Source organism: Pantoea sp. sgz302252, from assembly GCF_042610525.1.
Lineage (GTDB): Bacteria > Pseudomonadota > Gammaproteobacteria > Enterobacterales > Enterobacteriaceae > Erwinia.
Genome location: NZ_JBHDVM010000008.1, coordinates 1 through 25,079, shown reverse-complemented (window position 1 = coordinate 25,079; position 25,079 = coordinate 1). Strand labels below are relative to the sequence as shown.

Sequence of the window (25,079 nt, the reverse complement as noted above, 5' to 3'; positions counted from 1 at the left end):
CCTGGTTGTTTATACAGACGACTGTGAGTATATACAGGTATTTCGAGGTTGGAAACCTAAAGCTGGATAAAAAACGGCATATTGTGGCGTTTTGTGGGCTCGGCATCATCGATTGAGCAAAATAGTCAGCCAGACAAAGACGGCCAGCAGGATAGCCAGCAGCACGGCGGCCGATCCCATATCTTTGGCTCGTCCGGAAAGCTCATGGAACTCATTGCCCAGTCTGTCGACTACGGCCTCTATCGCGCTATTAAGAACCTCAACGATAATCACCAGCGCCACGGAACCAATTAGCAGGATCCTGGCCATCGGCGTGACATCCAGCCAGCAGGCTACAGCTATCGCCACCACCGCCGCGATGACCTCTTGCCGAAAAGCCGCCTCATGCTGCCAGGCAGCGCGCAAACCTTTCCATGAATAACCCGCAGCTTTTATGATCCGCGTTAAACCCGAGGCGTTATTTGCCATAATCAGGGAACCCTTTGTTCTGTTTAACGTCAATGTCAGGGTAGCGCACATTTTGCAACATCACAGATCTCCTACGCGGATTCTGGTATGCTTGCGGCGCTTTGCTAACAAGAGGCTTTATGTTGTCTATGTCAGGTTGGCGTAACTTATATTATAAATTATTGAATTTCCCAGTAAAAATGCTGGTAAAAAGTAAAGCGATCCCCGCCGAGCCGGTCGCTGAACTGGGGCTGGATACGTCGCGCCCTATTATGTATGTGCTGCCGTACGATTCAAAGGCCGATCTGCTGGCGCTGCGCGAGCAGTGTCACAAAGAGGATCTTCCCGATCCCCTGGAGCCGCTGGAGATCGACGGCACGCTGCTGCCGCGCTACGTTTTTATCCATGATGGCCCACGCGTGTTTCCTTATTACGCGCCTAATCTGGAATCCGTAAAAACCTTCCACGACTATCTGGATCTCCACCGCAGCAATCCGCTGCTGGACGTGCAGATGGTGCCGGTGTCGGTAATGTTTGGCCGTGCGCCGGGACGTGAAGTTCAGGGCGAAAGCCAGCCGCACCTGCGCGTGCTGAACGGTATCCAGAAATTTATCGCCGTGCTCTGGCTGGGGCGCGACAGCTTTGTGCGTTTCTCGCCGATGGTCTCGCTGCGCCGTATGGCGACCGAGCACGGTACCGATAAAACTATCGCTCAGAAGCTGGCTCGCGTAGCCAGGATGCACTTCGCCCGTCAGCGCCTTGCGGCTGTCGGCCCGCGTCTGCCGGTACGTCAGGATCTGTTTAACAAGCTGTTGCAGTCTAAAGCTATCGCCAAAGCGGTAGAGGATGAGGCGCGCAGTAAAAAGATCTCTCATGAGAAAGCGCAGCAGAATGCGGTTGAGCTGATGGAAGAGGTCGCGGCAGATTTCTCCTACGAGGCTATCCGTCTGACCGACAGGATCATGGGCTGGACGTGGAGCAAGCTCTATCAGGGCATCAACGTCAACGGCGGTGAACGCGTACGCCAGCTGGCGCAGGATGGGCATGAAATCGTTTATGTGCCCTGCCATCGCAGCCATATGGACTATCTGCTGCTTTCCTACGTGCTTTACCATCAGGGGCTGGTGCCGCCGCATATCGCTGCGGGTATCAACCTTAATTTCTGGCCAGCCGGCCCGATTTTCCGTCGCCTGGGCGCGTTCTTTATCCGCCGCACCTTTAAAGGCAACAAGCTTTACTCTACCGTGTTCCGTGAATATCTGGGCGAGCTGTTTACGCGTGGTTATTCTGTGGAATATTTCGTGGAGGGCGGCCGTTCCCGTACGGGACGCCTGCTGGATCCAAAAACCGGCACGTTGTCGATGACCATTCAGGCGATGCTGCGCGGTGGCAATCGCCCTATCACGCTGGTGCCTATCTATATCGGCTATGAGCACGTGATGGAAGTCGGCACCTACGCAAAAGAGCTGCGCGGTGCCACTAAAGAGAAAGAAGGCTTTATGCAGATGGTGCGCGGGTTGCGCAAGCTGCGTAACCTGGGTCAGGGCTACGTGAATTTCGGCGAGCCGCTGCCGCTGGTTAACTATCTGAACAAGCATGTGCCGGAGTGGCGCGACTCTATCGATCCTATTGAGTCTCAGCGCCCGGCCTGGCTGACGCCTGCGGTCAACGATATCGCCCAGCGCGTGATGGTGCGCATCAATAATGCTGGCGCGGCCAACGCTATGAACCTGTGCGTAACGGCGCTGCTGGCTTCGCGTCAACGCTCGCTTACCCGCGAGCAGCTGGTGGAACAGCTGGAGTGTTATATCCAGCTGCTGCGCAACGTGCCTTATTCACCGGATTCTACTGTGCCGGATATGACGCCGGATGCAATGCTGGATCACGCGCTCAGCATGAATAAGTTCGAGATTGAGCAGGATAATATCGGCGAGATTATTGTGCTGCCGCGCGAACAGGCGGTATTGATGACTTACTACCGCAACAACGTTCATCATATGCTGGTGATGCCATCGGTAATTGCGGTGATCCTGATGCAGCATCGGGAGCTGACCCGCGCCGAGCTGCTGCGCCAGGTTAGCGTGATCTATCCGATGCTGAAAAGCGAGCTGTTCCTGCACTGGGAGAAAGAAGATCTGCCAGCCGTACTGGATTCGCTGGTCAGCGAAATGGCGCGTCAGGGCTTGCTGACCGCCGATGAGCAGACGCAAAAGCTGCGCCTCAGCCCTGCCCGTTTCCACACGCTACAGCTGCTGGCAGCGGGCGTGCGTGAAACGCTACAGCGCTATGCCATCACCTTCTCAATCCTCAGCGCTAATCCGTCAATCAACCGCGGCACGCTGGAGAAAGAGAGCCGTACTATGGCTCAGCGCCTTTCCGTGCTGCACGGCATCAACGCGCCGGAGTTTTTCGATAAAGCCGTGTTCTCCACATTGGTGCTGACGTTGCGAGACGAAGGCTACATCAGCGATACCGGCGATGCGCATTATGAACAGACCCATAAGGTCTACCAGATGCTGGCCGATCTGATCAGCCAGGAAGTTCGTATGACGATTGAAAGCGCGCTGGCGCCCGAGTAAACCAGCGATAAAAAAAGGGCCGGTGCGAGAAGCATCGGCCCTTTTTTATTGCCTGTAATTAGCTGGTAAACGGCGCGCAGCTCAGGGCGATACCGATAAACAGAATCATTCCCGCGTAGTTATTATTCAGGAAGGCCCTGAAGCAGGCTTCACGCTCGCGGCCGCCGATCAGCTTCTGCTGCCAGATAAACAGCGCGCCAGCCGCCAGCAGCGACCAGTAAAACGGACTATTTAATTGCATCAGCTGGCCGATTATCGCCATCAGCACCAGCGTAGCGATTTGCAGCAGGCCAATAATTAGCTTGTCGAAGCGGCCAAACAGAATTGCCGTAGATTTAACGCCGATTTTCAAATCGTCATCTCTGTCCACCATCGCGTATTGCGTATCGTAAGCCACCGTCCAGCAGATGTTGGCAAAGAACAGCAGCCAGCAGGTTAAAGGCACTGTTTCACTGACCGCAGCCCAGCCCATCGGGATTGCCCAGCCGAACGCTGCGCCCAGCACCACCTGCGGTAGATGAGTGTAACGCTTCATAAACGGATAAACCCAGGCCAGCGCCAGCCCGCCGAACGACAGCAGAATGGTCATCAGATTCATGGTCAGCACCAGGCAAAACGAGATCAGCACCAGGCCACCAAACAGGAACTTTGCTTCTGTGGAGGTGACTGCGCCGCTCGGCAAAGGACGCGTACGGGTACGCTTTACGTGACCGTCGATTTTACGATCGGCAAAATCGTTAACCACGCAGCCTGCCGCACGCATAAAAAATACGCCCAGCGTAAAAACCACCAGCACATCAAGCGGCGGCACGCGCAGACCTGCCAGCCACAGCGCCCAAAAAGTAGGCCACAACAGCAACAGCGATCCGATAGGTTTATCAATACGCATCAGGCGGCTGTAGGCCTGAAACTTACTGACCGGCAGAGATTTCTCCATACTACATTTTCCTTTCTGCCTGGATGGCTCTATAGAGCGGCGCAGGCGGTAAAAACAGTTCGGTTAACAGCAGCGGCTTGCCGGAAAGGCGCAGCAGCGAGCGGCGCCCCCACAGCTCGCCGCTGCGTCCCGGCTCGATAAAATCGCGGCTAAGCGTTGAGGAAGCAAAAAGATAGCGGCCCAGCGGCCTTGAACCAAGCTGTTGCAGCTGCTGCTCCGGCCCGTGCAGCGTGGATTCTGGCAATACAGTGCGGGCAACCAGCCAGGCCTCACCATCGCCGCACAGCAAGATCTCGCGCAGCCAGTAGCGCGGCTCTTCGGGTAGCAGCAGCGCATCCACGCCTGCTTCTTGCCTGTCGATAAAGCCTTCGCGCAGGATCTCGACCGTCACTTTCTGACAGTGGCGCTCAAAACGGCGGGTCATGGAGTCTTCTTCCATCAGCCAGTCAAGCAGCGGCGCAGTCAGCTGAGGCGATGAGAGCGGTAGCCATTCAATGGCGCATAGTTTTATTAGCGCGGGATCGGTCATTGCGCTTCTCCGGACGGTAAATTGGAGTAGCCTAGCATAAGGCGAAAGGCGTTAAACAGAATTTTAACCATTGGAGACAGCGGAAGGCCGCCCCGAAAGACGGCTTCCTGGCTTACTTGCCTGCTACGTTGATGATCACCGTGAAAGCGTTACCGGAAACTGTCCAGTTCCCGCTTCCGGATGACCACAATGCACCAGAAACAACGAGCACAATACAAAAGTACCGTTTCATTGCGCGGTCCTTGCACAGACCGCTTCGCGGTATCATCACCGGAGATAAAACCGCGAATGCAAGCACTTGAACGTACCTGCGTTTACGGCCATTGGACATCCTTTTCCGGGTCCGGCGCCAGCTTGCTTAAGGCGGCGAAAAGGGCCGCCTGAATTGTACATTAAATGATCAAAAAGTACACTTGACATACAGCTGCCACAAGTACATTATGTGAGCACTTGAACGTGCTTGCGTTAAGCAGCAACCTGCTGGCAAGGCCGCTTAACCTGGCCAGCTCAAGAGAACCGCCATCAATGGCGGTTTTTTTGTATCTGCCCTATGCGGAAAGAAAAGAGAAACGCGGAAGGCCGCCCCGAAAGACGGCTTCCTGGCTTACTTGCCTGCCACGTTGATGGTTACCGTGAAAGCGTTGCCGGAAACTGTCCAGTTCTCGCTTCCGGATGACCACAATGCACCAGAAACAACGAGCACAATACAAAAGTACCGTTTCATTGCGCGGTCCTTGCACAGACCGCTTCGCGGTATCATCACCGGAGATAAAACCGCGAATGCAAGCACATGGGTGCGCCTGCGTTTACGGCCGTTGGACATCCTTTTCCCGGTCCGGCGCCCGCTTGCTTAAGGCGGCGAAAAGGGCCGCCTGAATTGTACATTAAATGATCAGAAAGTACACTTGACATACAGCTGCCACAAGTACATTATGTGAGCACTTGGGTGTGCTTGCGTTAAGTAGCAACCTGCTGGCAAGGCCGCTTAACCTGGCCAGCTCAAAAGAACCGCCGCTAATGGCGGTTTTTTTGTTTTTATGGCCTGCTGTATTGAAAGAAAGGGAGTCAGTAGGATGTTTGCCTGCTATTGGAACATCATACGGCCGGCCAGCGGCTGGATCCGTCGGCGTACGCTAAGGGCGATTGAACGCGCTCTGGTACGCACCTGAACAGCTCTACTCGCGCTTCAACCGATTGCTGTTCGCCAGCCATAGCGTCACCACCAGAATCAGGATCGCGACTGAATAGGCCAGGGTGTCGAAAGGATTTTTATGATCGACGATGATCAGCCGGATAATAGCCGTGATGCCGATATAAACGAAGTAGCGCAGCGGGAAGTGGTAGCCGGACTGAAAATACTTAACGATCAGCGCGATAAATTCGAAGTAAAGAAAATAGATTACGATCCCTTCGATCAGTAAATACGACGAAGTCTGCTCGCCGGTATTGAGCAGCACGTTAGCCAGATGGAGAGTTTCTTTCCCTAAAAAGATGGCCAGAATACCGGCCAGCGCAATCAGCCCTACATTCAGCACCATCTGCAGTAACCAGGCAATACGCGTGGCGTTAATCATACAAATCCTCGACAAATACGGTTCTCTGTCAGGGCCATCCTGACCGTTACAATATGCTTTAGTGTGAGCGGCTTCACAAGTTTTCTCTGGACGTAAAAAGGGGCGAATCCTGTTCGCCCCTGGTGTTATCGCCTTATGGCTTAGCGGAAGTTTTTATCCCGATCGCTGGTCATATCATAAAGCTGATATTTACGGCCCAGCATCTGACCGCCGTCGCGCGTCAGTGGCGTCCAGTTGACCTGCGCACGACCGCGTGTTGGCGACGAGGTGAACAGATCCATCGGAATTGAAACATAGAAGCCCTTGGTAAATTCACCTTCACCGTAGTCTTCCGCCGAAACGTTGGTTTTGGTGGCGTAAGCGCCTACTATCACGCCGCTGTCGAACTGGCGGGAAATATCCAGCGTCGCGCCTTTATCTTCCGCCAGATACTGTCCCACGCTCGCCTTCACCAACACCTGATGATTAAAGAAGGAAGGACGCCAGTAGGCCGTCAGGTTGCCGACTTTCGCGTTGTAGTCGGTGAACTGCATCATATTGTCCCAGTCGCGCTGCTTGACGTAGTTGGCATCAATGCCAAACGCCCAGTCAGAGTCCAGCGGACGATAAAGCACTTCGCCGCCAACGCCACCGTACATGGTTTCCAGATAGCCACCGTACACCTGACCATAGAAACCGTTGCCCAGGTAGTGCATGTAGTTGGCTTGCAGGTTATTCACATAGACGTTGTTTTCAACGTACTCGCGAATATGGGTACGAACACGCGGCAGCGAAGAATCATTCGGCACGCCGTTGTAATTAAACTTATCGTAGTTATTTGTCAGGTTGCCGAATACGCTACCGTCGATCAGTAAGTGATCGGTCAGCCAGTAGTTGGCGCTGGCCATAACGCCGACCTGGTAAAGATAAAAGCTTTCCGGGCCGCCGACCGACTGGTTCAGTACCGGCGACAGGCTATAGTCAAAGCGATCCGCGTTGATAAAATAGCCCTGCTCGGTATGGCCTGGATCTAGCGGATTGACCCGCTTTTGCTCCAGCATCTTCTCTTTGCCCAGCGGATAGCCTTCCAGCTGCTGACGCAGACTGTCGGTACTGGTTTCCGTGGTTACCTGCGGCATATTATTACGCGTTTCGGTTACGTTCAGTTTGGCAATATTCTGCGGCAGCGCGTTCATCATAATCACGTTGGCGCGATCTATGCCTTCCTGAGTATTACGATATTTCGTCTGCTGTCCGGTAACGTAAAGCGTATCGCCTTTCACCTGAATTTTCGGCCCTGCCAGGCCCGCATTGTATTTCAGATCGGTCAACTGGCTGGCAACTACTGTCGGCTCCAGGAATTCGCCCTGCGGCTGCGGCTGATAAGCTGGTTTTGGCACATCCACCGAGGCGCTGTGCAATTCGTTAAAGTTGGTGCGCAGCGTAAAGCCCGCCATCAAAGTATTGCCGCGTTCATAGCTGACGTTTACATCGGCCCAGTCGGTGATGCGGTAAATCGCGCCGACGTTGACTTTGCTTTTCTGCTCCAGGCGACCGGCGAAATCATCCTGATAGTCGTTGCCTTCATACTCAACCTTCAGGCGCAGCGGCTGCCACGGCGTCTGGTATTCAATCCCGCCGAAAAGCGCCGCCGGGCCTTTGAAGAGATCTTTATCGCTAACGGAGCCAGCGGTGCCGTTGGAATTAGAACGGTAGCAGTAGCTGCTGTCCGCCTCACAGAATGGGTTTTTCACCGTGCCGCTGTTGCCCAGGTAGCCGAAGCCCAGGCCAAGAGTAAAATCGAATGGCCCCCAGGCTTTGCTGGCAACCAGATATTCACTGTCGAAAAGGCCAGTACCGCCCAGATCCCGCGCGCCCACGGAGACTTCCGGCAGCCAGTAGCCTTCCTGCCATAGACGAGCTTTCAGATCGAATGCCTTGTCTTTATAGCTCTGGTTGCCGCTGAAGCTTTCTACGGCGCTGTAGCGTCGGGTTTTCACATCGGTATAGCGAATGGTTGCTTCCAGCCACGGGAACAGCTGCACCGAAGAAGAGTAGAAATGGTATTGATCGTTGTAGCGGTAGTTCAGGCTGAACTCGCCATCCTTTGCCATGCGCGCTGTAGGCACCTGCAGCAGGCCCACGCCGCCAAAGTCGGACTGCGACGGCCCGATGAGATCCGCAGCCTGGGCCTGGCATGCGCAGGCCACTGATATCGCCAGCAGGCTGAGAAGATAATTTTTTTTCATCAGTCAGGGATCCGGTGCGTCAAAACAGAAATAATTTGCTGGTTAAGATCGGGGCCGCCGGGCAGCGACCACGCAGAGAAGCCAACGTAAATAATGCTGCCTGCTTCAGGCTCAATATGGCGATGGTTCCAGTAAGCAATTGGAACCTGCTGCGTTTCGCCTGAGGGCGCGATAACCGTGGCGAAATTACGCTCGGCACCGTCCAGCCGCTGATGGCTGTCCAGGTAGCCAGCTACGCCGCGGCCCGGCGCCCAGGTTGTTTTGCCGCTGCCGCTGACCAGGCCCGCAATGGTCAGACTGGTGGGTTTTTGCAGCGTATAAACGCTGTATTCACCTTCAAGACGGCGATTCGCTTCGGGACGCAGGCGCACCCAGTCCGGGTCGAGATTAACAATCTGTCGCCCCGTAACTTTAATCGCTGCGATTTGTTGGTAGAGGTTATCAATAGCCGCAGCCTGCTCGCCGTCATCATCGGCGTGCAGTTCCGCGCTCCAGCTTTTCAGACGCGCCAGCAGCTGCTGCTGTTGCTGTATTGCCGCTGCGGTAGCCAGCTTTTCGCTAATCACGGTGCCGGGCCACCAGGTTTTTCCTGCCAGACCTGTCGCCAGCTGCGCCAGATTCTGCACGTGGCTGACCTGCGCGGTTTCGCCCTGGCCTGGCGAGTAGATGGTGACTTCGCTGTCGGCGCACACGCTCAGCGACACGCAGGCGGCGAGACCTGCCACAAAGTAAGTTATTTTTTTCATGATTTCGCAGGCTTCAGGATGGTGGTTTCAACGGAGAAATCGTCGCCGTCCAGCGTTTGTCGCGACTGGCGAACCTGACCGCTAGTGGTATCGATCCAGAAAATGTTACGCCAGCTTTTATTCCCGGCGACAACCTCTTCCTGCCAGACGCGACAGGCAACTTTACGTCCGGCCAGATCGAGCACCTCATCCTGCAGGCGCGTGAAATGCGAAACGGCCATTGCGGCATGGAAGCGGCCTGCTTGTGACCAGCTCAGCTGACGTTGCCAGCTGGCACCTTCGGTCAGCCGCAGCGGATCGGCCAGCGGATCCTGTTCAAGGTTGCTGACCTCATGGAGGCTGTTTGTTAGCCCCAGCGTTTTCACCACGCGGCCATGCTGTGTGACAACCATGGTGCGGTCGCGGGTAATCCATTTTTGCTGGCCGTTTTCGGCAAAGCCCAGCACCACAAAAATGCGCTGGCCATCGTTAACGCGCAGATACATGCTGGCGTAAGGCAGGCTTTCGACCTGTTCCGCCGTGACCTGAACGTCGTCCGGCCCGAGCAGAGCCAGTTTTACCGTCTCTCCCAGGCTTTTTTGTGTTTGGGTGCAGCCCTGGGCGAGCAGGCATAAAAGCAGCAGCGGTAGATAGCGCACTGGTGTAAGTCCCTGAATAAATGCTGACAATGTCAAAAAATAACCACACAAGCGTGTGGTTATGATTAATTTACTCTACTTAACGAGTAGTGTTTGTGGTCGTAGTTGTAGTGGTGCCGGTATTAGAACCGTTACCGCCGCTGCTTGCTGCCAGCGCTACGCCTACCAGCGCGCCAAGCGCGCCCACACCTACTGCCGTAGTCGTCCCGGCGGAAAGCGTTCCCGCTGAGGCGCCCGCTGCGGCACCGGCCTCTTCAGGCGCGGCGAAGGCAGCGGAAGCAGTCGCTAAGTACGCTACGGCTGCAGCCGCACATAAGACTTTTTTCATACAAAATCCTTCACAGAATGAATGGATAACCTGCCTGACAGGTTCAGGCGCGCTCATTATAAGGCATTAAACTACCAGAATTGAGGGCGGTTAAACCCCTTCAGAGCAGCGGTTTCGCTGTGCGAAAAAGAGACATTTTTAGCAAGGTCAGGAAATATTCAGTCAATAAAATAGCTATATCGCTATTTATTGCTGCCGTATCCCGGCAAATCAGCGCCATTCACTGCCAATTCTGAATAAAACGGCGCATATTGCGGAGAAAGGCTATATGGGAAGAAAATATTATTAAAAACGCTGTTTTTCAGTCATTTAACTATGAGGAAGGCATAATAAAGGGCTGAAAGCAGACCATCTGTTTCAGACTAATCCGTGCGGAAATTTTCTCAGAGAACTGAATTTTAAGAATTTCCTCAGCGCAAGCCAGAACTATTCAGCAATGATTGGCAGAAGAAAATGCCTTTTGCTTCGTCTTCAGCAGTGCCAGCCAGAGATACAGTCTTTGTCAAACAGGGCCAGCTAAAGCTACAGGTGGATCTGACTGGCTTTAGATGGGGCCGGTGTTTGAGCACCGGCCCACCACAGAGCAGAGCTAAACCAGGAAGCGGCGGTTAGCGACTTCCCATCGTCACTCAGCCGCGCCAGTTTTTGTAGCGGTTAATCAGGCCATTGGTAGAACTGTCGTGGCTGGCAACCTGCTCGCTGCCGGAAAGCTCAGGCAGAATGCGATTGGCCAGCTGTTTGCCCAGCTCCACGCCCCACTGATCGAAAGTGAAGATGTTCAGGATGGCGCCCTGGGTAAAGATCTTATGCTCATAGAGCGCAATCAGCGCACCCAGGCTAAACGGATTGATCTCGCGCAGCAGAATGGAGTTAGTCGGGCGGTTGCCTTCGAACACCTTGAACGGCACGATATGCTCAACGGATTTCGCATCTTTGCCCGCATCGGCGAACTCTTTTTCTACTGTTTTGCGCGCTTTGCCAAATGCCAGCGCCTCGGTCTGCGCGAAGAAGTTGGAAAGCAGTTTGGCGTGATGATCGCCCAGTTGGTTATGGCTAACCGCAGGCGCGATAAAGTCGCACGGCACCAGCTTGGTACCCTGATGGATCAGCTGGTAAAAAGCATGCTGGCCATTCGTGCCCGGCTCGCCCCAGATAATTGGGCCGGTTTCATAAGTAACCGGATTGCCGTTGCGATCGACATATTTGCCGTTCGACTCCATATTGCCCTGCTGGAAATAGGCGGCAAAGCGGTGCATATACTGGTCGTAAGGCAGAATGGCTTCGGTTTCGGCGTCGAAGAAATTGTTATACCAGATGCCGATCAGCGCCAGGATCACCGGCAGGTTCTGCTCCGCAGGCGTATTAGCGAAATGATTGTCCATGGCATGCGCGCCGCTCAGCAGCTGCTCGAAGTTGTCGTAGCCGATAGAGAGCACGATAGAGAGACCAATCGCCGACCAGAGCGAATAACGCCCGCCGACCCAGTCCCAGAATTCGAACATGTTGGCGGTATCGATACCGAATTCACCGACGGCTTTGGCGTTGGTAGAGAGCGCAGCAAAGTGTTTCGCTACATGCTGCTCATCGCCAGCCGCTTTCAGGAACCAGTCACGCGCGCTATGGGCGTTGGTCATGGTTTCCTGCGTAGTGAAAGTTTTAGAAGCTACCAGAAACAGCGTGGTTTCCGGGCTAAGGTCTTTCACCGTTTCCGCGATATGCGTGCCGTCGACGTTAGAGACGAAGTGCATATTCAGGTGATTTTTATAAGGACGCAGCGCTTCGGTGACCATAAACGGCCCCAGATCGGAACCGCCGATGCCGATGTTTACTACATCGGTAATCGCTTTGCCGGTATAGCCTTTCCACTCGCCGCTGATAATGCGCTCAGAGAAAGATTTCATCTTCGCCAGCACCGCGTTGACTTCCGGCATGACATCTTTGCCATCTACCACGATTGGCGTGTTGCTGCGGTTACGCAGGGCAACGTGCAGCACCGCGCGATCTTCAGTGCGGTTGATTTTTTCCCCGGAGAACATAGATTTAATAGCGTCCTGCAGCTCGGTTTCTTTGGCCAGAGCCTGCAGCTTGTCGAGCGTTTCACTGGTGATGCGGTTTTTAGAGAAGTCCACCAGCATTTGATCGTCAAAAGTGGCGGAAAACTTGCTGAACCGGTCGCCATCTTTGGCGAACAGATCGGCAATTTCTACATCTTTCATCTCTGCAAAATGCTGCTGCAGGGCTTGCCAGGCAGCGGTTTGTGTCGGATTGATATTTTTCATAGCAACACACTCTTTTTATTTAAGAACCGTAAATCAGACCGGACGCCATGTTACCTGTTACGCGTTTCTCGCACGCCTTTCCCTGCAACAGGTGACGGCTATCAGAAGAGAAGTTTTCCTCCCTTTTGCCCGGGGCTATTTATAATTCAGGCGGCGGGGCTTTCCCCGATGCGTTTTAGTATGACTATTCTTGTCCTTTAAAGGAAAATTTTTATGGAGCTTTCTGCGCCACTCCTGTTAGTAATCATTGGATTAAGTTCGCTGGTGGCCCAGTGGCTGGCCTGGTTGCTGCGTTTGCCGGCCATTTTACCGCTGCTGGTTTTCGGCATTCTCCTGGGGCCGGTCGGCCACGTTTTGCAGCCGGATGCGCTGTTTGGCGCGCTGCTGTTTCCTCTTGTTTCGCTTTCGGTAGCGATTATTTTATTTGAAGGCGCTCTGACGCTGCGTTTTGACGAAATCCGCGGGCTGGGTAAAGTCGTACGCAATCTGGTCACTGTCGGTATGCTGGCGACCTTTCTGGTGGTTAGCCTGAGCTGCTGGCAGCTGCTTGATTTTCCGCCCGAGCTGGCGGCGCTGGTTGGCGCCGTCACCGTCGTAACCGGCCCGACAGTTATTGCACCGCTAATGCGTGTTGTGCGTCCTAATAAAGCGATTAACCAGATCCTGCGCTGGGAAGGCATAGTGATCGATCCGGTCGGCGCTATTTTTACGCTGTTAGTTTTTGAATTCATTGTCTTACAGCAAAAAGCGGAATCATTAACGCATCTTTTCTGGACGTTTGGCATCACCGTAGCGGTTGGCGCCGTCGGCGGCGCGCTGTTCGGCTGGCTGATGGGCGTTGCCCTGAAGCGCGTCTGGCTGCCCGGTTATCTGCAAAACTTTGCCGTGCTGGCCGTGATGCTGACCGCTTTTGGCGCATCAAACGCTATTGCCGACGAATCGGGTCTGCTGACCGTTACCGTTATGGGTATCTGGCTTGCCAATATGCGCGATGTGGATCTGAGCGAGATTATCGCTTTTAAAGAGGAGCTGTCGGCGCTGCTGATCTCCGCGCTGTTTATCATCCTGGCCGCCCGACTGGATGTCGGCGCGCTGGTAGCCATGGGCTGGCCGCTGGTCGGCCTGCTGCTGGCGGTGCAGTTTATCGCCCGCCCGCTTTGTATTCTGCTTTCAACCTGGGGTTCTAAGCTGCCGTGGCGCGATAAGCTGCTGCTAAGCTGGATTTCGCCGCGTGGTATTGTTGCGGCGGCGGTAAGCTCGCTGTTCGCGCTGACGCTGGAAAAAACCGGCTATGAAGGTGCCGACAGGCTGGTTACCGTAGTGTTCGCCGTCATTATCGGCACCGTGGTATTGCAAAGTCTAACCAGCTCGTTTTTAGCCCGTGCGCTGCGTGTACAGCAGCGCGAACCGCGCGGCATTCTGATTATCGGCGCTAACAGCGTCGCCCGCGCGCTGGCCGCCGCGTTGCAGAAACTGGATCTGCCAGTGCTGGTGACCGACAGCAGCTGGGAATATTATCGTCTGGCGCGTATGGAAGGCATTCCTGCTTACTATGGCAATGCCTGGTCAGATCATGCAGAAAACTTTCTGGATCTTAGCGAAACGGCGCAGGTGCTTGCCCTTTCGCCTAATCGTCATCAGAATGCGCTGGCCGTTTACCATTTCAGCCATATTTTTGGCAACAATAACGTGGCGGCTATCCGCTCGGGCGCCGCGCTAAAAGGCCGTCGCGACAGTGAAAGCCCGCGCTTTCGCCGTCATGAAGTGCTGTTCAGCCAGGAGCATACCTACGCCCGGCTCAGTAGCCTGCTGGCCAAAGGCGGCGTGATTAAAGCCACCAGCCTGAACGAGAACTTCGGCTGGCAGGAATACCTGGAAAAGCACCAGGAGGCGCTGCTACTCTTTGTGCAGGATGAGCAAGGTAAGTTGAAAATGTGCGATGGCCAGCCACCCGCGCTGCCCTGCACGGTGATTGCTCTGGTGCAAAATGAAGGATCCGTAAAGCCAGGGATTGACAGCGAGGCAATAACCCGGTAAATCTGGGCGGCTAGCTGCGCATCTGATGCGCAGGCCAGAAGAGGCGCGTCGCCCAGGCAGTGTGTTGGAGGAACCGAATCCGCAGATAACACATCAGGGGGAGCGACGCCGAGGTACAAACCATGCGGTATGGGGCGTATCGGCTACAGGGGCTGAATCCTCTGGGTTGTCACCACAAGCGTCCGTAAAGCGGGCGATTTGCAAGGTGGAGCGCTTCTGGGTGACTCGTAGTAATTCCTTTTCTACGTCTGCCCCGTTTCTGCTCTTCCCTTGTGCCAAGGCTGATAGATTTTAACCTGACACGAGGTATGTCAAGACATGTCCCAATCATTGATCGTGGCGAAGTTCGGCGGCACCAGCGTTGCCGATTATGCCGCCATGAACCGCAGCGCCGACGTGGTGCTGGCCGATCCGAATGTGCGCGTGGTGGTGCTTTCCGCCTCGGCGGGCGTCACCAATCTGCTGGTCTCGCTGGCGGAAGGCCAGGAGCAGGCGCAGCGTGCTTACCAGTTAGACGAGATCCGTCGCATCCAGTACGCCATTGTTGACCAGCTGACGCATTCAGATGTGATTCGCGACGAGATCGATCGCGTGCTGGAAAACATCACCATGCTTTCCGAAGCCGCCGCGCTGGCTACTTCTACTGCGCTGACCGACGAGCTGGTCAGTCACGGTGAGTTAATGTCCAGCCTGCTGTTTGTGGAGATCCTGCGCCAGCGTAAAGTGGCCGCCGAGTGGTTCGATGTGCGTAAAGTGATGCGCACCAACGATCGCTTTGGTCGGGCAGAGCCGGATGTCGCCCAGCTGGCGGAACTGACGCAGGCGCAGCTGGCCCCGCGTCTGGATGAGGCACTGATTGTGACCCAGGGCTTTATCGGCAGCGAGGCCAAAGGCCGCACCACCACGCTGGGGCGCGGCGGCAGCGACTATACCGCAGCGCTGCTGGGCGAGGCGCTGCACGCGACTCGTATCGATATCTGGACAGACGTGCCTGGCATCTATACTACGGATCCGCGCGTGGTGCCTACGGCTAAACGCATCGATGAAATTACCTTTGGCGAAGCGGCAGAGATGGCGACTTTCGGTGCCAAAGTTCTGCATCCAGCAACGCTGCTGCCTGCCGTGCGCAGCGATATTCCTGTCTTCGTCGGCTCCAGCAAGGATCCTGCCGCTGGCGGCACGCGCGTCTGTAACCAAACGCAGAATCCGCCGCTGTTCCGTGCGCTGGCCCTACGCCGCAAGCAGACGCTGTTGACGCTGCACAGCCTGAATATGCTGCACGCGCGTGGCTTCCTGGTGGAAGTGTTTACTATCCTTGCGCGCCATAATATCTCGGTAGATCTGATCACTACTTCCGAAGTCAGCGTCGCGCTAACCCTGGATACTACCGGTTCAACTTCAAGCAGCGACGGCCTGCTGACTCAGGCGTTGCTGACCGAGCTTTCGTCGCTGTGCCGCGTTGAGGTAGAGGAAAACCTGGCGCTGGTAGCGCTAATCGGCAACCAGCTTTCTAAGGCCTGCGGCGTCGGCAAAGAGGTGTTTGGCGTACTGGAGCCGTTTAACCTGCGCCTGATCTGCTACGGCGCAAGCAGCTACAACCTCTGCTTCCTGGTGCCGGGCAACGATGCCGAGCAGGTTGTCCAGGCGCTGCATAAAAACCTGTTTGAGTAGCCGCAGCGGTTTTACCAACAGCTAACAGGCTGACGCTTTATTGATAACCTTAAACCGGGCGCCCGCCCGGTTTTTTTACTTTCACCGGTTTTTTCCTGCATAGCTTTACTTAACCTCACGCGCGAGTTTGATCTAACTCAAAACAGCAGCTAATAAAATGCCCCTTTTCCCCGGGAGACCGCGTATTCTCCGTTCCGTTGATTTTCCGGTTGGGTAAGCCAGGGATAATAGCGGCGTTAAATCAAATTAATGGAGCAAGTCATGCGTAGGTTAGTAGCTGAAACGCTGGGAACCTTTGTGCTGGTTCTCGGCGGTTGTGGTAGCGCGGTATTGGCCGCGGCTTTTCCTGAACTGGGAATTGGCTTTGCCGGCGTAGCGCTGGCGTTCGGGCTGACCGTATTGACGATGGCTTATGCCGTAGGTCATATCTCGGGCGGCCATTTTAACCCGGCAGTCACGCTGGGCCTGTGGGCTGGCGGTCGCTTTCCCGCTTCGCAAATCTTCGCCTATATCCTGGCGCAGGTGGTGGGCGGCATCCTGGCGGCAGGCGTGCTCTATTTAATCGCCAGCGGCAAAGCGTCATTTGATGCGGCGGCCAGCGGTTTTGCCGCCAACGGCTATGGCGAGCATTCGCCCGGCGGTTTCTCTCTGCTTTCCGGCATGATAACGGAAGCCGTGCTGACCGCTCTCTTTCTGATCGTTATCCATGGCGCCACCGATAAACGCGCGCCGAAAGGCTTTGCGCCTGTCGCTATCGGCCTGGCGCTGACCCTGATCCATTTGATCAGCATTCCGGTTACCAATACCTCGGTTAACCCGGCGCGCAGTACCGCCGTAGCTATCTTCCAGGGCGGCTGGGCATTGGATCAGCTGTGGATGTTCTGGGCGATGCCAATTGTCGGCGCTATCGTCGGCGGCCTGCTTTATCGCAGCCTGCTGGCAGAGAAAGAGTAACGCTTTCCGGCGGGCTGACCTCGGCCCGCTTTTTCTCGCTTTTTTGCGGCTGCGGCCGTTTGCCCCTTCTTACCCGCCTTCTTTTCCCGTCTGCTAATGCTATGATTCGACGTCCGCTTTCCCCCGTTCCGGGAAAACGGCAACGCCATTAACACAACATCAAAAGGAAGTCTGGCTATGCTTGCCACCGTTACCCGGCTGTTCCCGTTATGGGCAGTCCTGCTTTCCCTTGCCGCTTATTATACGCCGAGCACTTTTCTGGGCATCGGCCCCTGGGTCACTTATCTGCTGATGCTGATTATGTTCGGCATGGGCGTTACGCTGAATATTAACGATTTTAAACGTGTGCTGACCCGTCCGGCGCCGGTAATCGCCGGGACTTTTCTGCATTATCTGGTGATGCCGCTCGCCGCCTGGGCGCTGGCGAAGCTCTTTAATATGCCACCAGATTTAGCGGCCGGGATGATCCTGGTCGGTAGCGTCGCCAGCGGCACCGCTTCCAACGTTATGATTTATCTGGCGAAGGGCGATGTGGCGCTGTCGGTGACCATTTCATCCGTTTCCGCGCTGGTCGGCGTTTTTGCCACGCCGCTGCTGACCAAACTCTATGTGGATACGCATATTCAGGTGGATGTCGTTGGCATGCTGCTGAGCATTGTCAAAATCGTAGTGGTGCCGATCGGCATCGGGCTGATTATTCATCACACCCTGCATGGCGTGGTTCGCCGGGTGGAGCCTTATCTGCCTGCTTTCTCCATGGTTTGTATTTTGCTGATTATCAGCGCCGTAGTAGCGGGCAGCCAGGGCTTTATCGGTTCGGTCGGGCTGGTCACGATAGTGGCGGTGATCCTGCATAACGCTATCGGTCTGCTGGGCGGCTACTGGGGCGGCAGGCTGTTCGGCTTTGACGAATCTACCTGCCGCACGCTGGCGCTGGAAGTGGGTATGCAGAACTCCGGACTGGCGGCGACGCTGGGCAAGCTCTACTTCTCACCGTTGGCCGCTCTGCCGGGCGCGCTGTTTTCAGTCTGGCACAACCTCTCTGGCTCGCTGCTGGCGGGCTACTGGTCGGGCAAACCCGTTAAGAAAAAGTAGCTTTCTTTCCCCCGCGCCATGCGGGGGATGTTATTCCTCATCCCGCTCGTCGTCCGGTTGCTCCAGCACGCTATAGGCCACCGCGCAAAACAGCGAGTTCAGGCGTTTCATATCGCCCAGCAAACCTAAATGCAGCGAGCTGGTTTCTATACTCTGTACATTCTGCTGATGCAGGCGGTCGACATGCTTGTGGGAATAACGACGGTTCATAATGCGGAAGCGGTGCTTGGCGCGCCGCAGCCGTTTGGCGCTGGTAATATCGCGCGACAGGAAAACCGACAGGCTCAGGCGCAAATTAGTGCTGATTTGCTCAATCAGCGTCTCCAGCTCCGCCAGGCCTTCCGTTGAGAAAGCACGGCGTGCGTTCAGCGATTTATCCGCTACGTCGCCGCTCATGCGTTCCAGAATATCGCCAGCCATTTCCAGGTTAAGTGCCATTTCGATAATCTCCGCCCAGCGGCGCGAGTCCTCTTCCGGCAGATCCTCTTTTGGCATCTGCGCCAGATAGAGTTTGATAGCGGTGTAGAGCACGTCGACATCGTCATCCAGCCTGCGCACCTCGCGCTCTTCGCGCAGCTCGCCATGCACCACTTTACTGAAACTGGTCAGCATCTGCTCCAGCACATCGCCCATCCGTAGCGTTTCTCTTGAAGCGTTCGCCAGTGCCAGCGCAGGCGTATCCAGCGCGCTAGCGTCCAGATGTTTCGGCTTCAGGCGCCGATCCGTTTCAGGTTCTTCACGGATAATTTTCTGGCACAGATCGGCCATCAGGTCGGTAAAGGGCACCATAATCAGACAGCGGAGCAGGTTGTAGAATACATGGAAGAAGATCACCAGCTCTTCATCGTTGACCGGCAGCTTTTGCAGCCATTCTGCCAGCAAATCGATAAAGGGCAGCACCATCAGCGAACCGATAAACTTAAACAGCAGACTGCCCAGCGCGACCTGCTTGCCCGCAGCATTGGAGCCGCTGTTATTCAGCATCGCCAACAGACCGCTGCCCAGGTTCGCGCCAATAACCAGACACAGCGCTACTTTAAAAGAGATTACGCCGGTCGCCGTAAGCGTGGCGGTAATCAGCACCGCCGCCAGGCTGGAATAGCTGATGATGGCGAATACCGCGCCGATCAGCGCATCCAGCATCACATCGCCGGTCAGAGAAGAGAAGATGACTTTGACGCCTGCCGCCTGGGTAATCGGCGTCGCGGCTGCGACAATCAGCTGTAGCGCCAGCAGAATCAGTCCCAGTCCTATACTGGCGCGGCCAAGTTGACCGGCGCGAGTCTGCTTACGACCCAGAAAAAAGACCACGCCGAAAAAGATAAACAGCGGTGAAAGCCAGGAAAGGTCGAAGGTCAGGATGCGCGCCATCAGCGCGGTGCCCACATCCGCGCCCAGGATAATCACCAGCGCGGGCGTCAGCGCCACCAGTTCCTGCGCGACGAAGGAAGTGACCAGCAACGTGGTGGCATTGCTGCTCTGCACCAGTGCGGTAACACCGATACCAGCCACAAATGCCATCGGCTTTTTCGCCACGCTGCGACTGAGCACGCGACGCAGATCCGCGCCATAGACTCGCATAACGCCGGTACGGACAATATGCGTTCCCCAGACCAGCAGAGCCACGGCGGAAAGTAAATTAAGCAGGGTTAACACCGATAAAGACCTCACAGCTTTATAAGATAAATGGCTTTGGTCTCGTTCGGAGACGCTGGGTTTAAGTTTAGCCGCTCTGGCGAAAAAGCTTTTTTATCAGCGTGATATTGTTGGTAAGGCCAGGTCTGTAAAGGCCCGGCTGGAAAAGCGGCGCAAAGTAAAAACAAGACCGACGCGGCCGAATTTAGTCAGTCTGCATCGTAGCCCAGATTTGGGGCCAGCCAGCGTTCGACTTCGCTGACGGGCATACCTTTACGCCGGGCGTAGTCTTCAATCTGATCGTGCTGTAGCTGGGCCACGGCATAGTACTTGCTTTGCGGATGGCTGAAGTACCAGCCGGAAACGGCCGCGCCAGGCCACATGGCAAAGGATTCCGTCAGCTTCATGCCGGTATGTTTCTCAACTTTCAGTAACTGCCAGATCGCGGCTTTTTCCGTATGATCCGGGCAGGCCGGATAACCTGGCGCCGGACGGATCCCCTGATAGTTTTCGCGGATCAGCTCTTCATTGCTCAGGTTTTCCGTCGGCGCATAGCCCCAGATGACTTTACGTACCCGCTCGTGCAGATATTCCGCGAAAGCTTCCGCCAGGCGATCTGCCAGCGCCTTCACCATGATTTTGTTGTAATCATCGTGAGCCGCATCGTAAGCTTGCGCCAGCGAGTCTTCCTCCAGGCCACCGGTCACGGCAAACGCGCCCAGGTAGTCCGCTTTGCGACTGGAAGCTGGCGCCACGTAGTCGGCAAGGCAATAGTTGGCGAAGTCGGACTTTTCGGTCTGCTGACGTAAGTGATGACTTACTTGCAATACCTCACGGCGCGATTCGTCTCGCCAAATATGGATATCGTCGCCCACACGGTTAGCCGGGAAAATCCCCACCACGCCGCGTGGTGTAAGCGCCTGCTTCGCGCTCAGCTCATCCAGCATAGTATTGGCATCTGCAAATAATCGCTTCGCCTCTTCACCGACCACTTCATCTTCCAGAATGCGCGGATATTTGCCCGCCAGCGACCAGGTCATAAAGAATGGCGTCCAGTCGATATAGTGGCGCAGCGTTTCGATGTTAGCACTTACTTCGCTTACGCCCAGCCGGTGCGGTACGGGCGGCATATAGTCTTCCCAGTCCAGCGCCAGTGCGTTGGCTCGAGCTGCTTCCAGCGACACTGGCGGCGTGCGCGGCTTTTTGCGGCCATGCTGAATACGTACCGTTTCATACTCTTTGCGTGTACGGGCGACAAAGTCTTTGTACTGAGTGGCTGAAAGTAAGGCTGAGACTACGCCAACAGTGCGCGAGGCATTCTGCACATAGATCGTTGGGCCGCTATAGTTCTGTTCAATCTTAACGGCCGTATGCGCTTTGGACGTAGTCGCGCCGCCGATCAGCAGCGGGAGCGTAAAACCCTGGCGCTCCATCTCTTTCGCCACATTGACCATTTCATCCAGCGACGGCGTAATCAGGCCGGAAAGGCCAATGATATCGGCTTTCTGCTCTTTTGCCGTTTTAAGGATTTTATCGGTGGGCACCATCACGCCCAGATCGATGATTTCATAGTTATTGCATTGCAGCACCACGCCAACGATATTTTTGCCGATATCGTGAACATCGCCTTTCACCGTCGCCAGGACAATTTTACCGTTGGTGCTGCCCTTCTCCTTACTCGCCTCGATATAGGGCTCCAGATAAGCCACCGCCTGCTTCATCACGCGCGCGGATTTCACTACCTGCGGCAGGAACATTTTGCCTTCACCAAACAGATCGCCGACCACGTTCATGCCTGCCATTAGCGGCCCTTCAATCACTTCAATCGGGCGACTGGCTTGCTGGCGCGCGGCTTCGGTATCCTCTTCGATAAATTCGGTAATACCTTTAACCAGCGAGTACTCCAGCCGTTTTTCTACTCCCCAGCTGCGCCACTCCGCCTGCGGCTTGTTTTCATCATCCGCCTTGCTGCCGCGGTACTTTTCTGCCAGCGCCAGTAGCCTTTCGGTGCCGTCTTCGCGGCGGTTGAGTACGACATCCTCTACGGCATCACGCAGCTCGGGCACCAGATCGTCATAGATAGCCAACTGCCCGGCGTTAACGATGCCCATATCCATGCCGTTGCGGATAGCGTAATAAAGAAAGACCGCGTGAATAGCCTCGCGTACCGGATCGTTGCCGCGAAAGGAGAAAGAGACGTTGGAAACGCCGCCCGAAATCAGCGCGTGCGGCAGTTCTCGCTTGATGTCCTCGCAGGCGCCGATAAAGTCCATCGCATAGTTGTTATGCTCTTCGATACCGGTAGCGACCGCGAAGATATTTGGGTCAAAGATGATATCTTCCGGCGGAAAACCTACTTCTTCGGTGAGGATTTTATAGGCGCGGCGGCAGATTTCGATTTTGCGCTCGCGCGTATCCGCCTGCCCGGCTTCATCAAAAGCCATCACTACCATTGCCGCGCCGTAGCGACGCACCAGGCGCGCATGATGGATAAAGGTTTCAACACCTTCTTTCATGGAAATGGAGTTAACGATGCCCTTACCCTGAATACACTGCAGGCCTTTTTCAATAACTTCCCATTTGGAGGAGTCGAGCATTACCGGCACGCGGGCGATATCCGGCTCGCCAGCAATCAGATTGAGGAAACGCACCATCGCCGCTTCCGCATCCAGCATGCCTTCGTCCATATTGATATCGATAATCTGCGCGCCGCTCTGAACCTGTTGCAGCGCCACTTCCAGCGCTTCGCTGTATTTTTCTTCTTTAATTAACCGTTTGAATTTCGCCGAGCCGGTAACGTTAGTCCGTTCACCGACGTTAACGAACAAGGTTTCCTCACTGATATTTAACGGCTCCAGGCCGGAAAGACGACAGGCTACAGGCAGGCTTGGTCGCTGGCGAGGCGCAACCCCTTCTACCGCGGCGACCATGGCAGCGATATGTTCCGGCGTGGTGCCGCAGCAGCCGCCAACAATATTCAGAAAACCAGATCGCGCCCATTCGCCAATCTGCTCCGCCATAATTTGCGCATCCAGATCGTATTCACCAAATGCGTTGGGCAGGCCAGCGTTAGGGTGAGCCGTAACATAGCTTTCCGCAATGCGTGATAGTTCCGCCACATACTGGCGTAGCTCATCCGGGCCAAGCGCGCAGTTCAGGCCAAATGCCAATGGTTGGGCATGGCGCAGCGAATTATAGAAGGCTTCCGTAGTCTGCCCGGAAAGCGTGCGTCCTGAAGCATCGGTAATAGTGCCGGATATCATCAGCGGCAGCGTTTTGTTCTGCGCCTCAAATTCGCTTTCTATCGCAAAAATGGCGGCTTTGGCATTCAACGTATCGAAAATGGTTTCGATCAAGATGATATCAACGCCGCCTGCCATCAGCGCCCGCGTTGACTCCCGATAGGCTTCGACCAGCTGATTAAAGGTGATGTTACGGAAAGCGGGATCGTTAACATCCGGCGAAATTGAACAAGTGCGGTTGGTCGGGCCTAATACGCCGGCAACATAGCGAGGTTTGTCTGGCGTGCGGGCTGTCCACTTATCGGCGCACTCGCGGGCCAGCCTTGCCGCGGCGTAGTTGATCTCCGCCGACAGCGATTCCATATGATAATCCGCCATCGCAACAGGGGTGGCGTTAAAGGTATTGGTTTCCAGAATATCCGCGCCTGCGGCGAGATAAGCATGATGTATTTCGCTGATGAGACCAGGCTTTGTCAGCACCAGCAGATCGTTATTGCCTTTCAGATCGCTCTGCCAGCTGGCAAAGCGCTCGCCGCGAAAGTCCTGTTCGCTCAGGCGATAGCTCTGGATCATGGTGCCCATACCGCCATCCAGCACCATAATGCGTTTTGCCAGCTGCCGATGCAGCGCTTCTGCTCTGTTCACTTTGGCCCCTTCGTCACTCTGCGGCACGCTACCACTGAGTCATACTGGCATAACTTTTAACCACGTAAAAGCGGCTGCTCCCCGAGCCATCATAGCTGAGGAGCAAGGCGTGCTTTGAGAAGGAGCTGGCGGCCAGCCAGAGATTATTCCAGCGTCGGGTTCATATGACGCAGATCGAATGGCGTGATCTGATAGACATAGTAGTTTAACCAGTTGGAAAACAGCAGGTTGCCGTGACTGCGCCAGCTGGCGCGAGGTGGCAACTCCGGATTGTCCTGCGGGAAATAATTAAAAGGGACTTCCGGATTTAAACCCGCCTCGTAGTCGCGATAATATTCGCCGGACAGTGTCAGCGCATCATACTCCGGATGACCGGTAACAAAGGCCAACCGCTTATCTTTGCTGGCGAACAGATAAGCTCCCGTGTCTTCCGATTCCGCGAAGATCTCCAGATCCGTATAGTCACGCAGCAGATGAGCGGGGAAATCCGCATAGCGTGAGTGCGGCGCCAGGAAAGTATCGTCAAAACCACGCGTTAAGAGCGCGTGTGGATGCAGAATCCGATGCTCGTAAACGCCCGACAGTTTTTTATCGCGCGTCTGTTTAGGAATGCCATAAAGAATATTCAGTGCAGCCTGTACAGCCCAGCAGACAAATAGCGTGGAGGTTACGTGCTCTTTGGCCCAGTGCAATACACGCTGGATCTGCGGCCAGTAGGCCACATCGTTAAAATCGACCAGCCCCAACGGCGCGCCGGTGACGATCAGGCCGTCATAGTTGTTATCCTGGATATCTTCGAAATTGCAGTAGAAGTTATTCAGGTGTTCCATTGGCGTGTTGCGCGACTCGCGGCTGTCGATACGCAGCAGCTGTATATCGATCTGTAGCGGCGAGTTGGAAAGCAGCCTCAAAAACTGATTCTCCGTCTCGATCTTTTTGGGCATCAGATTCAAAACCAGCACTTTTAGCGGGCGGATTTCCTGAGTGCTGGCCCGCGATGAGGTCATCACAAAAACATTTTCATTACGCAGAAAATTCACGGCTGGTAATTCATCGGGTACCCTAATCGGCATCGCCTGCTTCCTCAACTAACCATTTATACGTTTAGACATCCAGACAGCCAAAGATAGCGGGTTAAGCAGGAAAAGTCGAGGCGTTATAAGGTAGTTGAAAATGTTTCATCACGACTTAAAAGGTTGTTCATTAACCTAAACACGAAGGGCTTTTTCAGGGAAGTACAGCGTTGCGGTAAAGCGAGGATAAGAGGGAAATCGTACTTGCAGACTTTTCGAGCTTATAAACGAAAAAAACCCCGACCGTAAGGTCGGGGTTATCGCGCCCGGCAGTTCCCTGGTCCCGCATCGGGATATTTTACCGTCGCGCAGACGCAAAAAACCCCGGCCTTTCGGTCGGGGTTATGCAATTTGATGCCCGGCAGTTCCCTGGGCTTGCATGGGGATATTTTACCGTCGCGCAGACGCAAAAAACCCCGGCCTCTCGGTCGGGGTTATCGCA

At 55.1% G+C, this 25,079-nt stretch carries 18 protein-coding genes and 1 riboswitch; of the genes, 5 read left to right on the top strand and 13 right to left on the bottom strand.

The genetic code is table 11. From position 1 onward, the window contains the following. Window positions 1–105 precede the first annotated feature (105 nt). Window positions 106–468, bottom strand: a complete 363-nt coding sequence (locus tag ACETPC_RS15355; RefSeq protein ID WP_380182738.1) for a diacylglycerol kinase — start codon at window positions 466–468, stop codon at window positions 106–108. A gap of 128 nt (window positions 469–596) precedes the next feature. Between ACETPC_RS15355 and plsB the strand changes: the two genes are divergently transcribed. Continuing rightward, the gene (plsB, locus tag ACETPC_RS15350; protein WP_380183043.1) at window positions 597–3,026 is read left to right on the top strand and encodes a glycerol-3-phosphate 1-O-acyltransferase PlsB; all 2,430 of its coding nucleotides are present in this window, start codon (window positions 597–599) and stop codon (window positions 3,024–3,026) included. 58 nt (window positions 3,027–3,084) lie between these two features. Here the strand turns inward: plsB and ubiA are convergent, their stop codons facing one another. From ubiA to pgi, 9 genes are all read right to left on the bottom strand, one after another. Next, window positions 3,085–3,963, bottom strand: coding sequence for a 4-hydroxybenzoate octaprenyltransferase (gene ubiA, locus ACETPC_RS15345; protein ID WP_380182736.1), 879 nt, complete (start codon window positions 3,961–3,963; stop codon window positions 3,085–3,087). A gap of 1 nt (window position 3,964) precedes the next feature. Next, a complete protein-coding gene (ubiC, locus tag ACETPC_RS15340) occupies window positions 3,965–4,492 on the bottom strand; it encodes a chorismate lyase (RefSeq protein WP_380182734.1) in 528 nt (175 codons plus the stop codon). A gap of 604 nt (window positions 4,493–5,096) precedes the next feature. Continuing rightward, window positions 5,097–5,216 carry a small toxic inner membrane protein TimP gene (gene timP / locus ACETPC_RS15335; protein ID WP_380182732.1) on the bottom strand — a complete coding sequence of 40 codons (120 nt, stop codon included), beginning with the start codon at window positions 5,214–5,216 and terminating at the stop codon, window positions 5,097–5,099. 451 nt (window positions 5,217–5,667) lie between these two features. Beyond that, complete coding sequence (gene psiE, locus ACETPC_RS15330; protein WP_380182730.1) at window positions 5,668–6,066, bottom strand: phosphate-starvation-inducible protein PsiE; 399 nt, start codon at window positions 6,064–6,066, stop codon at window positions 5,668–5,670. 140 nt (window positions 6,067–6,206) lie between these two features. Continuing rightward, entirely contained in the window at window positions 6,207–8,294 is a 2,088-nt protein-coding gene (locus ACETPC_RS15325) for a YjbH domain-containing protein (protein WP_380182728.1), read from the bottom strand. Further along, window positions 8,294–9,040 (bottom strand): capsule biosynthesis GfcC D2 domain-containing protein, encoded by a 747-nt coding sequence (locus tag ACETPC_RS15320; protein ID WP_380182726.1) that lies wholly within the window; start codon window positions 9,038–9,040, stop codon window positions 8,294–8,296. Before ACETPC_RS15320 ends, ACETPC_RS15325 begins: the two co-directional genes overlap by 1 nt. Further along, window positions 9,037–9,678, bottom strand: a complete 642-nt coding sequence (locus ACETPC_RS15315; RefSeq protein WP_380183041.1) for a YjbF family lipoprotein — start codon at window positions 9,676–9,678, stop codon at window positions 9,037–9,039. Before ACETPC_RS15315 ends, ACETPC_RS15320 begins: the two co-directional genes overlap by 4 nt. Window positions 9,679–9,757: 79 nt before the next feature. Next, window positions 9,758–10,006: an exopolysaccharide production protein YjbE gene (gene yjbE / locus ACETPC_RS15310; protein WP_380182724.1), complete on the bottom strand. Its 249-nt coding sequence runs from the start codon at window positions 10,004–10,006 to the stop codon at window positions 9,758–9,760. A gap of 629 nt (window positions 10,007–10,635) precedes the next feature. After that, window positions 10,636–12,285, bottom strand: a complete 1,650-nt coding sequence (gene pgi / locus ACETPC_RS15305) for a glucose-6-phosphate isomerase (RefSeq protein WP_380182722.1) — start codon at window positions 12,283–12,285, stop codon at window positions 10,636–10,638. A gap of 213 nt (window positions 12,286–12,498) precedes the next feature. Between pgi and ACETPC_RS15300 the strand changes: the two genes are divergently transcribed. From ACETPC_RS15300 to panS, 4 genes are all read left to right on the top strand, one after another. Continuing rightward, window positions 12,499–14,322, top strand: coding sequence for a cation:proton antiporter (locus tag ACETPC_RS15300; RefSeq protein ID WP_380182720.1), 1,824 nt, complete (start codon window positions 12,499–12,501; stop codon window positions 14,320–14,322). Between the two features lie 30 nt (window positions 14,323–14,352). Continuing rightward, a riboswitch (Lysine riboswitch) is annotated at window positions 14,353–14,546 on the top strand. A gap of 94 nt (window positions 14,547–14,640) precedes the next feature. Further along, window positions 14,641–15,993: a lysine-sensitive aspartokinase 3 gene (gene lysC, locus ACETPC_RS15295; RefSeq protein WP_380182718.1), complete on the top strand. Its 1,353-nt coding sequence runs from the start codon at window positions 14,641–14,643 to the stop codon at window positions 15,991–15,993. Window positions 15,994–16,242: 249 nt separating this feature from the next. Next, window positions 16,243–16,947, top strand: coding sequence for an aquaporin Z (aqpZ, locus tag ACETPC_RS15290; RefSeq protein ID WP_380182716.1), 705 nt, complete (start codon window positions 16,243–16,245; stop codon window positions 16,945–16,947). A 177-nt stretch (window positions 16,948–17,124) separates the two neighbouring features. Continuing rightward, window positions 17,125–18,042 carry a ketopantoate/pantoate/pantothenate transporter PanS gene (gene panS / locus ACETPC_RS15285; RefSeq protein WP_380182714.1) on the top strand — a complete coding sequence of 306 codons (918 nt, stop codon included), beginning with the start codon at window positions 17,125–17,127 and terminating at the stop codon, window positions 18,040–18,042. 30 nt (window positions 18,043–18,072) lie between these two features. On the opposite strand, the gene ACETPC_RS15280 is transcribed toward panS, so the two are convergent. The 3 genes from ACETPC_RS15280 to metA form a co-directional block, all read right to left on the bottom strand. Continuing rightward, window positions 18,073–19,698, bottom strand: coding sequence for a Na/Pi cotransporter family protein (locus tag ACETPC_RS15280; RefSeq protein ID WP_380182712.1), 1,626 nt, complete (start codon window positions 19,696–19,698; stop codon window positions 18,073–18,075). Window positions 19,699–19,886: 188 nt separating this feature from the next. Then, complete coding sequence (gene metH, locus ACETPC_RS15275) at window positions 19,887–23,564, bottom strand: methionine synthase (protein WP_380182710.1); 3,678 nt, start codon at window positions 23,562–23,564, stop codon at window positions 19,887–19,889. 143 nt (window positions 23,565–23,707) lie between these two features. Then, window positions 23,708–24,637 carry a homoserine O-succinyltransferase gene (metA, locus tag ACETPC_RS15270; RefSeq protein ID WP_380182708.1) on the bottom strand — a complete coding sequence of 310 codons (930 nt, stop codon included), beginning with the start codon at window positions 24,635–24,637 and terminating at the stop codon, window positions 23,708–23,710. Between the last annotated feature and the right edge of the window lie 442 nt (window positions 24,638–25,079).

Excerpts from the sequence above, each read along its gene's own strand:
- ACETPC_RS15355 (WP_380182738.1), bottom strand. The coding sequence starts at position 468 with ATGGCAAATAACGCCTCGGGTTTAACGCGGATCATAAAAGCTGCGGGT.
- plsB (WP_380183043.1), top strand. The coding sequence starts at position 597 with ATGTCAGGTTGGCGTAACTTATATTATAAATTATTGAATTTCCCAGTA.
- ubiA (WP_380182736.1), bottom strand. The coding sequence starts at position 3,963 with ATGGAGAAATCTCTGCCGGTCAGTAAGTTTCAGGCCTACAGCCGCCTG.
- ubiC (WP_380182734.1), bottom strand. The coding sequence starts at position 4,492 with ATGACCGATCCCGCGCTAATAAAACTATGCGCCATTGAATGGCTACCG.
- timP (WP_380182732.1), bottom strand. The coding sequence starts at position 5,216 with ATGAAACGGTACTTTTGTATTGTGCTCGTTGTTTCTGGTGCATTGTGG.
- psiE (WP_380182730.1), bottom strand. The coding sequence starts at position 6,066 with ATGATTAACGCCACGCGTATTGCCTGGTTACTGCAGATGGTGCTGAAT.
- ACETPC_RS15325 (WP_380182728.1), bottom strand. The coding sequence starts at position 8,294 with ATGAAAAAAAATTATCTTCTCAGCCTGCTGGCGATATCAGTGGCCTGC.
- ACETPC_RS15320 (WP_380182726.1), bottom strand. The coding sequence starts at position 9,040 with ATGAAAAAAATAACTTACTTTGTGGCAGGTCTCGCCGCCTGCGTGTCG.
- yjbE (WP_380182724.1), bottom strand. The coding sequence starts at position 10,006 with ATGAAAAAAGTCTTATGTGCGGCTGCAGCCGTAGCGTACTTAGCGACT.
- pgi (WP_380182722.1), bottom strand. The coding sequence starts at position 12,285 with ATGAAAAATATCAATCCGACACAAACCGCTGCCTGGCAAGCCCTGCAG.
- ACETPC_RS15300 (WP_380182720.1), top strand. The coding sequence starts at position 12,499 with ATGGAGCTTTCTGCGCCACTCCTGTTAGTAATCATTGGATTAAGTTCG.
- lysC (WP_380182718.1), top strand. The coding sequence starts at position 14,641 with ATGTCCCAATCATTGATCGTGGCGAAGTTCGGCGGCACCAGCGTTGCC.
- aqpZ (WP_380182716.1), top strand. The coding sequence starts at position 16,243 with ATGGAGCAAGTCATGCGTAGGTTAGTAGCTGAAACGCTGGGAACCTTT.
- panS (WP_380182714.1), top strand. The coding sequence starts at position 17,125 with ATGCTTGCCACCGTTACCCGGCTGTTCCCGTTATGGGCAGTCCTGCTT.
- metA (WP_380182708.1), bottom strand. The coding sequence starts at position 24,637 with ATGCCGATTAGGGTACCCGATGAATTACCAGCCGTGAATTTTCTGCGT.